This is a genomic window from Leeuwenhoekiella polynyae, assembly GCF_004104075.1.
Taxonomy (GTDB): domain Bacteria; phylum Bacteroidota; class Bacteroidia; order Flavobacteriales; family Flavobacteriaceae; genus Leeuwenhoekiella; species Leeuwenhoekiella polynyae.
This window is the reverse complement of sequence record NZ_QOVK01000018.1, coordinates 16,634-31,772: the sequence shown is the minus strand read 5'-3', so window position 1 is coordinate 31,772 and position 15,139 is coordinate 16,634. Positions and strand designations below refer to the sequence as shown.

General features: G+C 39.0%; 8 protein-coding genes. 7 read left to right on the top strand and 1 reads right to left on the bottom strand.

Going from position 1 to position 15,139, the window contains the following annotated elements; genetic code table 11:
- Both DSM02_RS15535 and DSM02_RS15530 read left to right on the top strand, forming a co-directional pair.
- Positions 1-1,722, top strand: a complete 1,722-nt coding sequence (locus DSM02_RS15535) for a DUF4097 family beta strand repeat-containing protein (RefSeq protein WP_128766478.1) — start codon at positions 1-3, stop codon at positions 1,720-1,722.
- Between the two features lie 89 nt (positions 1,723-1,811).
- Positions 1,812-2,504: a peptidoglycan DD-metalloendopeptidase family protein gene (locus DSM02_RS15530; RefSeq protein WP_128766477.1), complete on the top strand. Its 693-nt coding sequence runs from the start codon at positions 1,812-1,814 to the stop codon at positions 2,502-2,504.
- Here DSM02_RS15530 and DSM02_RS15525 read toward each other — a convergent pair.
- Entirely contained in the window at positions 2,501-3,346 is an 846-nt protein-coding gene (locus DSM02_RS15525; protein WP_128766476.1) for an AraC family transcriptional regulator, read from the bottom strand. The genes DSM02_RS15530 and DSM02_RS15525 overlap by 4 nt on opposite strands.
- Positions 3,347-3,785: 439 nt before the next feature.
- Here DSM02_RS15525 and DSM02_RS15520 point away from each other — a divergent pair, with 439 nt between their 5' ends.
- From DSM02_RS15520 to DSM02_RS15500, 5 genes are all read left to right on the top strand, one after another.
- A complete protein-coding gene (locus tag DSM02_RS15520; RefSeq protein ID WP_128766475.1) occupies positions 3,786-6,125 on the top strand; it encodes an alpha-L-arabinofuranosidase C-terminal domain-containing protein in 2,340 nt (779 codons plus the stop codon).
- A gap of 14 nt (positions 6,126-6,139) precedes the next feature.
- The gene (locus DSM02_RS15515) at positions 6,140-8,839 is read left to right on the top strand and encodes a DUF5695 domain-containing protein (protein WP_128766474.1); all 2,700 of its coding nucleotides are present in this window, start codon (positions 6,140-6,142) and stop codon (positions 8,837-8,839) included.
- Positions 8,840-8,842: 3 nt separating this feature from the next.
- On the top strand, positions 8,843-10,516 hold the full coding sequence (locus DSM02_RS15510) for a M1 family metallopeptidase (protein ID WP_240674076.1): 1,674 nt from the start codon (positions 8,843-8,845) through the stop codon (positions 10,514-10,516).
- 216 nt (positions 10,517-10,732) lie between these two features.
- Positions 10,733-13,072, top strand: coding sequence for an ethanolamine ammonia-lyase subunit EutB (eutB, locus tag DSM02_RS15505; protein WP_128766473.1), 2,340 nt, complete (start codon positions 10,733-10,735; stop codon positions 13,070-13,072).
- Positions 13,073-13,205: 133 nt separating this feature from the next.
- Positions 13,206-15,038 carry a DUF4859 domain-containing protein gene (locus DSM02_RS15500; RefSeq protein ID WP_128766472.1) on the top strand — a complete coding sequence of 611 codons (1,833 nt, stop codon included), beginning with the start codon at positions 13,206-13,208 and terminating at the stop codon, positions 15,036-15,038.
- Positions 15,039-15,139: the final 101 nt, after the last annotated feature.

Genomic DNA, 15,139 nt, shown 5'->3' with positions numbered 1-15,139 from the left:
ATGAGAATCATTGTTAATTTTTATGTAACCCTTTTAGCTGCTGTTTGTGTTATTCCGCAAGGGATTGCACAGACCAAGACCACGAAGCTTGATGAGCGTTTTTCTACGAGTTCTGATGCTGCTATTATTGCAGATACACAATATGCAGATGTGGTTTTTGATGACTGGAACAAAAATGAAGTAGCAGTAGAAGCGGTTATAGAATCTGAAGATCTTTCTAAAGAAGAAATCGAACAGCTTTTAGAAAGCTGGCAAATAAGCGTTCAGGGCAATAGCTCTGGAGTACGCATCATTAGCAGGGGAGCACCTGCAGCGGTTACTGTTGCCTTAGGCAATACGCAAATGCGTGGAGTAAACGATCTCATTTCCTCTTCTATGCAAATGATGAAACCGGTGATGCAAAATATGATCAGCCCGATGCTTGAGCAGTTTTCTTCAATGCAATTACCCGCTGAATACTATAAAGGAATGAATGCGATTTCTTTTGATTACCAGGCGTACAAACGTGATGGCACCAAATATCTGGAGCAATACAAGCGTAAAGTAGAACAGACTTTTGGTGAAGACTTTGACGTGGTAATGAAGAAGTGGGAGCAAAACAACAAGAAAAAAGTAGCTGCTGGTCAAGGTATTGCAGGCAGTAGCCTTTTAGGTATGCCAAGATCTCCTTTCGGAAAAGAGATGAGTTTTGACAGCGCGCAATATAACAAGAATAAAAAAGCCTATGTAGCCGCTATGAATAAGAAATACGGTACTAACGTAAATCTTAATCAGGTAGAAAAATGGCGTAAGGATATAGAGGACTGGGGAGATGATTTTGGTGATGATATGAAAGCCTGGGGAGAACGCTTTGGTAAGCAGTTTGGTGGTTCTGCGGAAGCATTAGGAGCTAATTTCGGCCGTGCATTAGAAAGTGATATGGCCGCTATGGGTCAAAATGTAGGTAAAGCAATGCAAGGATGGAGCAATGATTTTGCTCAAAAACTGCAACAAATGGCAGAAGAGCAAGGCGGGAGTTTAAAGAAAACGGTTACCCGTGATGCTAATGGGAATGTGAGCACTCAAATGACCTATAGTTTTAGTGGTGATTCTCCGGCTGTGACAGCATCAAAACCAAAAGGTTCATACAAGCGCAAGATAATTGTGCATATGCCTAAAGAAGCACGCTTAGATCTCAATGTGCGTCACGGTAATATTCAGATTGAGTCGGCTACTAATGCACGTGTGAATCTTGCTCACGGTGATTTTATCGCAGAGACTATTTCTGGAGATAAGACTTTGATCAATGTGGCATATAGCCCGGTGGATGTAGCATCTTGGGATTACGGCACTTTACGAGCCAGTTACCTTAAAAATTGTGTGATTGAAAAAGCAAAGAGTATCAATATAGATTCTCGTGCAAGCAGTATTGTTATTAAAGAATTAGAAGATACCGCTGTGATCACAGGAAGTTTTGGAGAGTTATCTATCCCTAAATTAGGCAAGAATTTTAAGACCTTAAATATTAGTGTAGAGAATAGCGATGTGGTACTTAATCTCCCGGAAACACCGTTCCATTTTAATTTTAACGGTGTCCGCAGCCGCTTAAACTACCCTAAAAGTTTAGATGCAAAAGTGATGGAAGGCTATAACAGCAGTATGGTTAACGGTTTTTATAAATCCCGTAATACAGACAGTATAATTGCAATATCATCTAAGTACAGTGATATTGCTCTTAATTGAGTTTTAGTTTTAATTGTTTCAAAGTCCGTTCCTGCCAGAACGGACTTTTTTATGCCTTATAGTTGTGTGATAATTGTATTTTTGGCGCGATGGAACACGCAGTTTTTTTAGAACGTTTAGCTAAGTTGACTACTACATTTACTCCTGTGGTGGATGCAGCTTATAAGGCACATACCTATCGTTTTTTAGATCTTTCAGTGACCAATACAGTTTTAGCAGAAGTTGATACCACTTCTGCGGAAGCGATACAGGTTTACATCAAAACTTTTTTAGCTAAGACCGGTGGTCAGGTAGCTTACGGCGGATATTTAGAAAAAAGAAACATCTACGACCGAAGCATTTATTTTAATAATGATAATCCAGATTTGAAACGCAACATTCATCTGGGGCTTGATGTATGGTGTGGTGCCGGTACAGCAATTTTAGCAGCTTTGGAAGGCATTATACATAGTTTTAAAGATAACCGTAACTATGGTGATTATGGCCCGTGTATTGTGCTAAAACACCAATTTGAAGATTTGGTCTTTTATACCCTTTACGGACATCTATCGCGAGAATCTATAAACAACTTATCCGTTGGTCAAAAAGTAAAAGCAGGAGCTTTAATCGCTCACCTTGGGGAACCAAGTGAAAACGGTGATTACAGTCCGCATTTGCATTTTCAGATCATAAAAGATATCGAGCATTATAGGGGAGATTATCCGGGAGTTACTACTCACAACAATCTGCCTTTCTACCGGGAGAATTGTCCTGATCCTCAACTATTATTAAAGATCAATTAAGCTACATTGATACGGTAACGCGTGGGCGTAGTGTGCTTCAGCTCTTTAAATTTTCGATTAAAATTAGCTATGTTCTGAAACCCACAAAGCTCAGAAACTGCAGAAACAGAAAGCTCCCGCTCTTTGTAAAGCAACTTACAGGCATGTTCAATTCGCAATTCGATTAAAAACTGTAAAAAGGTCTTATTGGTTCGCTTTTTAAAATAACGGCAAAACGCATTCTTTGTCATATTAGCGACTTCTGCAATCGTGTCTAATGTGATGTTTTCCTGAAAATGATTTAGGGTATACTCATAGACATCATTCATTCGTTTTCCTTCGATTTCTGTATATTTTTTGTGGTATACAAAAGAAGATAGAGGCACTTTATCAGACTGTTGAATGCGGTCAAGTATCTGTAAAAAAGTGGCCAGGCGCTCAATGCGGTTTTGATTCTTTAAACGGGAGAATTTTCTTATCAGTTCATCAGAATTAGAAGAGATTTTCATACCGTATTCTGCCTCGTTGAAAAAGTTATCAATTCCGGTAAGATCAGTTAGTTTAAAGAATTCTTTACCAAAAGAATTTTTAGTAAAAAAGAGGGTATACATAATAGATTTATCGGTGGCATTGTCATCACTTTTAAAAACGTGTGGAATGTGTTCACCAATAACAAGTATGTCATTTTCGTGATATTCATTGATGGTATCACCCAGGATCAAACTTCCAGATCCTTTTGCGATATAGCTTATTTGTATTTCTTCATGTTCATGAAGTTTGTCATAAAAACGGTCTTCGTGATCTTCTTGATAGACCAGAGCTTCTTTTCCGGGCTTAGGGATTTTAAATGGGAGAACTTTCATGATATGTAACAATTATGCTATAAAGTTTGCACTAAAAATAGATACAGGTCAAGTTTAGGGGTAATATCGTATCAATATTGGTTACTTATAGACCATTAAAAGGTCACTTTAACATTTGATAAAACTTCATTTTGATTAAAACATTTTATTATAACGCTTTTTGTTTGATTTGATACATTATTAACTACAACGGAATAGTTATCGGTATTTTTTAGGTAATATATAATAACCTACAGCTAATATCAGCAAATTTTATTGTTGTAAAAATCTGTTATTTTATCAATTAGATATAATTATGATTAGAAGCAGTCAATAGATTCTCAATAAGCAATACTTAAGAAATTAATTTTTATGCAGAGGTTATTTAGAAAGATTGTTTTAGAAACAACATGTTATAAGGAATATTTAAACCCAGTAGGTACTTATTAAACTCATATTTATGCGTAAGGCTTTATTTTTTTTGCTATTCTGTTTAACATTGAGTTGTTCTAAGACAGTTGTAACAGATACTGTACAAATTCTCTCCCCAGCCACTACTCAAAACTTTAAGGAAGCCAATTGGGAAACCGAATACTGGAGTAATCAGGAGAATTACAGTGATACGAGTTTAGCCGATTCAGAGACCCGTGTTTTGATAATTACACAGGATACGCTTCAGGCAGGACGTGTATTTAAGAAGATTAACATTAAACCGTATGCACATTATAAGGTTACTGGATTTATAAAAACCGAAAATGTATTCGCAGAAAAAACGGATGCAGGAGCAGGTTTTGATTTGGGGAATTTTGAAATTGAGAACGATACGGTTTTTACGGGTACAACAGATTGGACACCTGTAACAATAGAATTTGATTCTGAAGGTGATGATAGTTTTATTATTGCCTGTATATTGGGTAAGAATGGCCCGGCAAAAGGTAAAGCCTATTTTAAGGAAATTCAGGTTGAAGAAATCTCTGCTCAAGTTTTGCAACCGGCAATTTTGATAGATTTATCAAAAGAAAAAGAGCCCATGTCTCCCTATATCTACGGACAGTTTATAGAGCATATGGGTAAATCTATCTATGGTGGTTTATGGGCTGAAATGCTATCTGATCGAAAATTTTATCATAAGCCCGGAACCAGCGATTCTCCATGGGAAACAACAGTAGATACAACCAAGATTGCTTTAGATGCTAAAAACGGGTTTTCAGAAATGGCATTACCGGTTTTTGATATCAGAGATGATTCAGTTCTTATTTATCAGGACTCCATTTCCTTATACGCTGATAAATCTTATACTGGTCGCATTGTTTATAAAGCTGAAGGCGCCATTACAGGTGTCTCTATTGATTTAGAAGCTTCTAATTCATCAACCTCATTAGACTTGATTAACTCAGAAAGTAAAAATTTTATAACTAAAGAATTTGAACTGAAACCGACTACAAATTTTGGGGATCTTGCAAAGCTGAATATTTCTTTTCAAGGTGTTGGTAAAGTCACGATTGCTGCAGTTTCATTAATGCCTAATGATAATATAGACGGCTTCCGCTCTGATGTGATCGCTTTATTAAAAGAACTGGATGCGCCTATTTATCGCTGGCCGGGTGGGAATTTTGTTTCCGGGTATGATTGGAAAGACGGTTTAGGTAATCCTGATGCAAGACCCACACGTTATGAACGTGCCTGGGATGGTTTAGAATATAACGATGTTGGGATTCACGAGTTTATGAAGCTTTGTGAAATTCTGAATGCAGAAGCTAATATAGCGGTAAATACCGGTCTGGGAGATGCAGAATTGGCCGCTAATGAAGTCGCTTATTTTAATGGCGATGCCTCGACAAAAATGGGGAACTGGCGTGCAGAAAATGGTCATGCAGAACCTTACGATGTAAAGCTTTGGGCAGTAGGAAATGAGATGTTTGGCGATTGGCAACTGGGGCATATGCCTGTTGAAGACTATGTAAAAAAGCATAATAAGGTTGCCGAAGCAATGTGGGCTGTAGATCCCCATATAGACTTGATCGCTGTAGGTTTTCCGGGGGAATGGAATGATATGATGTACTCCAATACTTCAGAAAATATGACCTATATCAGTGAGCATTTTTATCGTCAGGATTGGCACGCCGGTGGTCTATTGACGCACGTAAAACAAATACCTGATGCGATTCGAGAAATTGCAGAAGAGCACAAACGTGCCAGAAGGGAAATCTCAGAGATAGCAGATCGTGATATTAAAATAGCATTAGACGAATGGAATTATTGGTACGGTCCTCATGAGTTTGGTTTGCTGGGAACTAGATATTTTCTAAAAGATGCTCTGGGTATCGCCGCAGGATTTAATGAATTTTCACGCCAGTCAGATATGTACTATATGGCAAATTATGCGCAGACCGTAAATGTGATCGGAGCGATAAAAACTACAGATACAGATAGCTGGTTAGAAGGAACCGGGTTGGTTTTAAAAACGTATCGAAAGGAATTCGGTACAAGACCGTTAGCTATTAGTGGAGCTCCGCAACCTTTAGAAATTGCCGCAACCCTAACGGAAGATGGAAATTATTTGACACTTTCGGTAGTTAACGCAACACATCAGGAATATAGATTGAAACTGGACTTTTTAGAACAACAGATTGATGATGAAGGACACGCATTTATCATTACCGGAGAAAATGATATGGTGTATAATGATGTGGATGGTAAGGAGCGTATTTATCTTTTAGAAGAAGCATTTAAAGTCAACAATAACAGTATTTTAATCAGAAAGGAATCAGCAGGGATTTATAAGTTCAAATTAAATTAGAAATCAACATACGCATGAATAATTATAAGAACACTATAAAGGGGTTTCTCTTTGTATTTTTATGTGCTGCAAGCACAGTCAATGCTCAGGGATATTGGGATAAAATTACGGCTAAAGATTCTACTCTAGGTCTGGAGCAGGGCTTTAACACCTATGAGACCAGTCAGTTTATTTTAAAATTAGTTAGAGCGTCTCAAACAGTCGCAGCTTTATCCCCAAAAGGAAATCCGGATTTTGATTTTACACCGGGAGATCGCCTGGCTATCAGATCACGAGATAGCTTATATCAGTTAGGAGATGTGAATTTTAGAATTCGTAATTCAGATTCAGAAGCGTGGAGTTCTTATTCTACCGCATACCAGCGCAAGCCGGTTAAAGCTATAACAAAGGCAGGAACACTTGCAGCTGCAGACTTAGCGGCAACTTTGCCAGAAGATCTTCCGTTAGAAATTATTAGATATTATAAAGTAGAAGATGGAGATCTGATCTTAGCTTTTGATTTTAAAAATACAACGGACCACAAAATTGAGTTGGGAGCGCTGGGAATCCCAATGATTTTTAATAACATTTTAGAAGGAAATTCTCTGGAGCAAGCTCACGCTAAAAATGTATTTTTCGATCCGTATATCGGAGAGGATGCAGGTTATCTTGAAGTTAAAAAGTTAGACGGAAAGGGTAAAGTGCTTTTAGTACTTCCTGAAGAGAATATGCCATTTGAAGCCTACCGCCCGTTGTTAGATGATCCTACACCACGTAGTATTGTTTTTGAAGGTTACCACGAGTGGATGTCTTTGAGTAAAGCTTATGCTACTAACGAATGGGAAGGCGTAAACCAGTGGAACATTCCTACAAGTATAGTTTTAAAACCTGGAGAGACCCGTACGTCCTCCATACGATTAACCTTATCTCCAGCTATTCAGGAGGTGTCTGAGACCTTGACAGAGCAAGAGATTCCGGTTGCTGTTAGTGCTCCTGGTTATGTACTTCCGCAGGATGTAAAAGCAAAGCTGTTTTTAAAATACAACGCAGCTGTCGCTTCGGTATCAATTGAACCTACAGGATCACTTTCGGTAGAACAATTAGAGGATACCAAAACAGGTTATACAGTTTACGAAGTTACCGGAAACCAATGGGGGAGAGCCCGTTTAAGGCTAACATATACAGATGGAAAAACGCAAACCATTAATTATAAAGTAATCAAAGCAGAAGAAGAACTCGTTGCTGATTTTGGTGAGTTCTTATATGAAAAGCAATGGTTTGATGACGATACCGATGTGTTTAACAGGGCACCATCAATAATCTCTTATGATTATGAAAACAAGAGACAAGTAACTCAGGATTCTCGTGCCTGGATTGCTGGTTTGAGTGACGAAGGTGGAGCCGGAAGTTGGTTAGGAGGAGCAATGAAAGAACTCATTCAACCTGATCAGGAACAAGTAGCAAAATTAGAAGATTTTGTAAATCAAACCGTTTGGGGAGTTTTGCAAAATAATGAGGGCGAGCATAAGTACGGTGTGCGTAAAAGTGTTTTCTATTACGAGCCAGAAGAGATGCCGGCAGGTACGTATAATGATACAATTAACTGGAAAACTTGGGCTGCCTGGAATAAAGAAGGTGCAGCAGACCCTGGTAGATCTTATAACTATCCACACGTTGTAGCTGCTTACTGGACGCTGTATCGCTTATCACGATATCATCAAAATCTGGTAACGCAAAAAGACTGGAAGTGGTATCTGGAGCAAGCTTATGAAACGACTTTAGCAATGGTTAATCATGCGCCGTATTATGCGCAGTTTGGGCAGATGGAAGGCTCCGTTTTTTTATATGTTTTAGAAGATCTAAAACGAGAAAATCTTGAAGAGGAAGCGACAGTTCTAGAAGCTGAAATGAAAAAGCGTACTGATCACTGGGAGAGTTTGGCGTATCCTTTTGGTAGTGAAATGCCATGGGATTCTACCGGTCAGGAAGAGGTTTATATGTGGTCAGATTATTTTGGTTATGATGCAAAAGCAGCAGTGACTTTAAATGCCATTTTAGCCTATATGCCAACAATGCCGCACTGGGCATATAACGGTAACGCCCGTCGTTACTGGGATTTCTTGTATGGAGGTAAACTTTCTCGCGTAGAGCGACAAATACATCATTACGGTTCTGGCTTGAATGCAATTCCTGTTTTAGATGCTTATCGCGAGAATCCAGAAGATCTACATTTATTAAAAGTAGGTTATGGTGGTTTACTGGGTTCGGTTGCTAATATTACTAAAGATGGTTTTGGAGCGGCAGCTTTCCACAGTTGGCCATCTACGTTAGATATTGATTACCTTTCAGGGGATTACGGTTCTAATTTTTATGGGTATGCCGTTAATTCTTCTGCCTATTTGGTTAAGGATGAAGATTTAGGTTATTTACCCTTCGGCGGAAATCTTTCTGAATCTAAAAATGAAGTGAGCATGCACTTAACAACGGCTGCTAAAAACGCAGTATTCATTCAGCCTTTAAAATTATGGATAACCCTTGATGCCGGAAAGGTTGAAACGGTGATTTATAACACCAAAACAAAAGAGGTTAAACTGAAGCTAGCTGCAAAAGATGCTTATACTTCAGATGCGTATTTAAACCTTCCGGAAGGCTATGAGCTCAAATACAAAAAAGTAAGAGGAGCTTTTAAAATTCCATTAAAAAACAAAACGATCAGTATTACTCTAAAACCCTAAATTTTGAGAATCAGGAAATTAATAGTCATTGCAAGTCTGGGGCTCTCTTCCTTTGCAGGTTTTGCTCAGCAATTTACAAAGGCAGATACTTTACGCGGCAGCATAACACCACAACGCGCTTGGTGGGATGTAATGCGTTATGATATCGCTGTGCAACCGGTTTATAAGACCAAATATACCAGCGGGTATAATGAGATAACGTATAAAGTGGTTCAGGAAGAGCATCCGGATGTGATGCAACTAGATTTGCAAGAACCGCTTGTTATAGATCGTATTCTTTTTGACGATTCAACAGAGCTTACATTTAGGCGAGAAGGAAATGTGTATTGGGTAATTACCGAGCCACAGCAATTGAATTCTGAGCATACAGTGAAAGTTTTTTTTAGTGGGAATCCGCATGTTGCGGTTCGTCCACCGTGGGATGGTGGTTGGTCTTTTTCCGAAGATAAAGAGGGGAGACCTTTAATGACCGTTACGTGTCAAGGGCTTGGTGCATCTATCTGGTATCCTAATAAAGATCATCAGAGTGATGAACCAGACCGTGGAGCATCATTAACCATGCGTGTTCCCGGTGAGCTTACCGCAATCGCAAATGGAAGATTATTGAATAAAACCGAGCATAAAGACGGTACAACCAGTTATAAATGGGGCGTAGAGAACCCAATTAGTAATTATACACTCATACCCTATATTGGCCATTATGAGAATTTTAAAGAGGTTTACCCGGGAGTTAAGGGTGATCTGGATCTCAATTATTGGGTACTGGATTACAATCTGGAAAAAGCTAAAGACTATATGCCCAATGAAGTGCACAATATGCTCAATGCTTTTGAGTATTGGTTTGGACCGTATCCGTTTTACGAAGACGGTTATAAGCTGATAGAAGTTAATAATACCGGGATGGAGCATCAATCTGCAGTTTCTTACGGAAATTATTACGCAGGTGGTTATCGTGGTCGTGATGGGTCTGGTACTGGTCTGGGCTTGACTTGGGATTTTATAATCATACACGAGAGTGGTCACGAATGGTTTGGTAACAACATTACGACAAACGATCTGGCCGATATGTATGTACACGAAAGTTTTACCAATTACAGCGAGACACTTTTTGTGGATTACAATTACGGCCCGGAGGCTGCAAATGATTACAACTACGGTATCCGTCAGGGAATAGGTAACAAAACACCAATTATTCCAGCATATGGTGTGAATGCGCAAGGTAGTGGAGATATGTATCCAAAAGGCGGGAATATGCTGCATAGCATTCGCCACAGCATTAATAATGATCAGTTATTCCGTAATATTCTGGCAGGTTTGAATCAGACGTTTCATAACCAAACGGTTGATGGCAAACAGATACAGGACTATATTTCTAGAAAAGCCGGGTTTGATTATTCACATGTTTTTCAGCAGTATTTGACTGAAATTGAGATACCCACTTTACAACTCTATGTTGATGCAAAGAATCACGAAATGAAATACAGGTATGTAAATTCTTTGCCCGAATTTAATCTTCCGTTGAGTTTGGTTGGTACTTCAGAAGAGCTTAAAATCTATCCGGTTGCAAACAAATGGAAAAGTATAGCGATCACCAATAAAAATCAATATTTGTTTACACCGGCACGTATTGAGTATAGGTACTATTTAAACGTTGAACTGGTAACTAAGCTTGATTAGGTTTAAAAACTAACTTTAATTTGGTGGTTTATAATTTAAAGAGTCCTAAAACTGTAATAGGTTTAGGGCTTTTTTTGTTTAAACGAGGTTTTAAATTTCGTTTGTGATAATAAAAACAATCTATTTTATAAAATCTACAAAATGAGCTTGATTTAACGCATTAGAAACAGAGTCCGATTACTTTTTAGCTAACTTTAAGTAGATGAACAATTTACTATGGAAGCAATTTCTAGAAAGAATTTTTTAATTCAAATGGGACTTATGAGCACGGCAACACTACTTTTTAATGGATGTAATTTTGCAGGAGAACAAGGTGAGTCTTTAAATTCTGTAAGGCTTGATACAGCAAAAAAGGGTGAAGATATTTTCAGTTACATTCAGCGAAATCAAGGTAAATTAGATTTTGATTGGTATCGAAAAATAATTGGTGCAGCAAACGAATTTAAAGAAGGCGATCTCACTTTAGGTCTTGCAGCGGCGGATGAGGCATCCAGAAAAACGGCTCGTGGACTTTTGGGTAATACTAAAGTTAAGGCCATAGATGCACACTTAATCTACGAGGATGACTTGTATAACCTAGTGCAACAAACTACACAGATTCCTTCTTCAGCACTTCAAGAGTTCACTTTAGGAGAATTAAAAACTTTTATTTTAGAACAACCGGAAGCTGAGATCAAACGTATTATGCCGGCACTTTCTAGCGACGTAATAGGTTGTGTGGTTAAATTGATGTCTAATGAAGAATTGATTCTGGTTGGTCAAAAAGTGTTCAATCCTCTGGCCGGGAGTAAGATTGGTAGTAAAGGTTATATGAGCGCGCGTGTACAACCTAATTCACCAACAGATCACCCGGATGACATTGCGTGGCAGGTTTTTGATGCCTGGTCTTATGCGGTGGGTGATTTGGTTCTGGGTACTAATCCGGTATCAAGTGATCCGGTTTCCGTAGCAAAAATTCAAGCTACTCTTTATGATATTTTGCAAACGTTCCGTTTAGAAGAAACGCTTTCTAACTGCGTACTTTCTCATATAGATGTGCAGGCCAAAGTAGAACAAAGTCAACCCGGGACCACAGGTATTTGGTTTCAAAGTCTTGCCGGTACAGTAGCAGCCAATAAAACTTTTGATGTGACTATAAAAAAGATGCAGGAGTATACGAAGCTGCGTAACGCGCAATATGGCTTGTATGCAGAAACCGGACAGGGAGCTGATTTTACAAACGGGCATGGAGCCGGTTTTGATATGGTTTTACACGAGTCCAGAAAATATGGCTTTGTTCGGGCTTTACAAGAACAACTCAAGCAACAAAACCCACAAGGACCACAGCCCTGGGTTCACGTAAATGATGTTGCAGGCTTTATAGGTCCTGAAGTTTTTAAGACTAAAGAACAATTAGTACGTTGCTGTCTTGAAGATACGGTAATGGGCAAACTGCACGGCCTCACTATAGGTCTTGATATTTGCTCAACCTTGCATATGGATGTTTCGCTAGATGATTTGAGTTGGTGTATTGAGCAGGTAATGCCCGCTAACCCTGCATATCTGATGGCATTGCCTACAAAGAATGACCCTATGTTGAGTTATTTGACGACCTCCTTTGCAGACCACGTGCGCATCCGCGAAAAATTTGGTTATAAAGTAAATGATGCGATGTGGGAATTCTTTAAAGATCTCGAAATTATAAATGCTGAAGGAAAGCCCACTGAACATTTTGGAGACCCAAAGTGGGTGTATTATAAGTTTAGACAAGCAAAAGGTGATTCCAGAAGCAAAGCTGAAATTGATCAGGAAGCGTCACTGCAACTCCAGAAAATACGAAATCGTGGTGTAGCAATTGCAGAAGGATATGGGGACCAAATTTGGGATTTAGATCCACAACTCGAAGCTGAGGTTAAAAAGCTTTATGAGGATGCTAAAGAAAGCTTATGGACGCCAATGGCTGAACAATTTGCAACTAGTATTGAAAATGCATTATTGATAAACACACGCTCTGAAGATCGCAAAGACTATGTATATCATCCTGAGAGTGGTGAAGAACTATCCTTTAATGCCACAAGCAAGCTTAAAAAATTACGCCAAAGTTGGGCTGCAGTCCCAGATGTACAAATCATCATTTCTGATGGCTTAAATGCTCGCGCCTTAATGGACGATGGTCATTTAGCCCCTTTTTTGATTGCACTAAAAGAAGAATTAAAAAATGCTGGTCTAAGCATCAGTTCTAAAAATCTAGTCGTAACCCATGGACGCGTACGTGCCGGTTATGCCTGTGGAGAGCATTTGTTTGGAACTACTAGAGGCCAACAGAATAAAGCCATTGTACACATCATAGGTGAGCGTCCTGGCAGTGGACATCATAATTTCTCAGCCTATCTCACAGGGGCACCTCCAAAAAGTTGGTCACAAAAGCGTTGGGTAGATCACGATATTACCCGTGTGGTATCTGGTATTTCTGATACAGCACTTGATCCTAAAATAGCAGCACAACAAACAGCATCTATTTTAAAAGATTTGCTGAAAAAGGATTTTAGAGAGCTGGAAGCGATGAAGAGTGCGTAGAACTATATCCCCAGAGTGGACCCTAGGTTTCGTTAAAAAGGTTAACTTATGTTTAATACCGGTTTAGATTCTATGAATTTTTGATGTGGAAGCCTGTTAATTTTGAGCTAATTCAATCAATAATAGCTGATATATGAAAAAAATTAACGGAATACTTACACTATTTCTTTTAGCCTTTAGTCTTTGGTCTTGCACAGTAGAATCTTTTGAAGAAGAGGAAAATCCACAGGAGCCACCTGTTGAATCAGATCTTGAGATATACAAACCTCAAGAGTTTGGTGATATGGATTATGAAGATGATTCCAGTACATGGAGTTTTGATCGCAGCCGCGAGTCTGAACATTTCATCATCTTTTGGGACGCAAAATATAATGATGTAGACCCTGGCTCAACTACAATCCCTGAGCAATATCGTGTTAATATTGATAATCTTCTGGAAAAGGCCGAAGCGTTTTATACCTTAAATGTAGAGCAGCTCAAATTTGCAGATTTGAATCTGGAAAACACCAAGCTCAACACCTACAAGATGATGATTTTCTTGTATTATCAGGATGAGTGGCTGGCAACAGGAGCTGGTTATGATGATGTTATTGGTGCATTATGGATCAGTCCCGGTACTACACAACCCGCAGGACATACATTGGCCCACGAGATAGGTCACTGTTTTCAATATCAAGTGTTTGCCGATTTAGGTAATGGTCACGGTTTTCGTTATGGTTTTGGAGGAAATGGTGGTAATGGCTTTTGGGAACAAACGGCCCAGTGGCAGGCATTTAAAGCTTTTCCGTCACAGGTTTTTACAGCCTATGATTTTAGCGTTTACATAGAAAATTACAATAAGCACCTTCATCATGAAAATTACCGGTATGCCAGTTATTTCATCCATTATTACTGGACCCAATTGCATGGGCAGGATTTTATAGGCCGTCTATGGCGTGAAGCCGAACAGCCCGAAGATCCGATTCAGGCTTATATGCGCTTAACCAGCATAGATACCGAAGCCTTAAATGATGAGATTTATGATGCGGCATCTAAAATGGTTACATGGGATCTTGATGAATTACGCGATTTAGGAGAAGATTATATAGGAGCTCAAAAATTTGGTTATACCACGCGTGAAGATGGTACGCATATGGTGGCTAAAACCTATGCTCCACAAACAACCGGATATAATGTGATACCACTTAAAGTACCGGAAGCGAATACAGAAGTGAAGGTAAATTTTAAAGGCTTGGCCAATGCAGCAGGATTCAATACGGTAGATGCTTCGATCGCAGGATGGCGTTATGGTTTTGTTGCACTTAAAAATGGAGGAGAACGCGTTTACGGAACTATGCAAAGTTCAGCCGAAGGTGAATACGGTTTTACAGTGCCCGAAAATTGTTCGAAATTATGGCTTGCGATTACCGGAGCGCCTACTGAATATAGTACACACGCATGGGATGATGATAACAGCAATGATGCAGAATGGCCGTATGCGGTTAAGTTTACCAATACCAATATATTAGGTTATGTTGATTCATCGGGAGAAGAAACGCCGGAGTCTAAAGATTTTAAGTATAATCTTACTTTTCCTGCAGATGCCGAGGCTTATTCCGGTAAGACAGTAAGTGTAGATGCAGATCAATTAGCTACTGCTTTTCAGCTTTCTTCCAATGAAATCACGGCCAATATTGGAGGTGCTATTGAATTTTATGCTATAAACAGTAATGGGGATTTGATTTCAGAAACAACAGCAAATGGTTATGGGCACTGGTTTAGTTCGGCTGGCGATGTAGTAAGTTGGGGTGATACCGCATATTTATTTTCAGAATTTGATGAGGCCGGATTAAAATTCAGTATTGGGCAGTTTCCCGGTCGCTTAACAACGGGAGACAGCTATACGATCAAGCAGGCTTTGATTTATGAATATGAAAGCGGAAAGTCAGTACAGGCTACGTTCACTTTCGAAATACAGATTGAATAATCGAATAGCAACCGGATTATAAAAGTTTCCGGAGAATTAGCTTTGCTATTTTTTAAACGCACCTTTAATACCTTAGGTGCGTTTTGATTTATAGAATTCTT

Coding starts and splice junctions, on each gene's coding strand:
- DSM02_RS15535 (WP_128766478.1), top strand. CDS start 1: ATGAGAATCATTGTTAATTTTTATGTAACCCTTTTAGCTGCTGTTTGT.
- DSM02_RS15530 (WP_128766477.1), top strand. CDS start 1,812: ATGGAACACGCAGTTTTTTTAGAACGTTTAGCTAAGTTGACTACTACA.
- DSM02_RS15525 (WP_128766476.1), bottom strand. CDS start 3,346: ATGAAAGTTCTCCCATTTAAAATCCCTAAGCCCGGAAAAGAAGCTCTG.
- DSM02_RS15520 (WP_128766475.1), top strand. CDS start 3,786: ATGCGTAAGGCTTTATTTTTTTTGCTATTCTGTTTAACATTGAGTTGT.
- DSM02_RS15515 (WP_128766474.1), top strand. CDS start 6,140: ATGAATAATTATAAGAACACTATAAAGGGGTTTCTCTTTGTATTTTTA.
- eutB (WP_128766473.1), top strand. CDS start 10,733: ATGGAAGCAATTTCTAGAAAGAATTTTTTAATTCAAATGGGACTTATG.
- DSM02_RS15500 (WP_128766472.1), top strand. CDS start 13,206: ATGAAAAAAATTAACGGAATACTTACACTATTTCTTTTAGCCTTTAGT.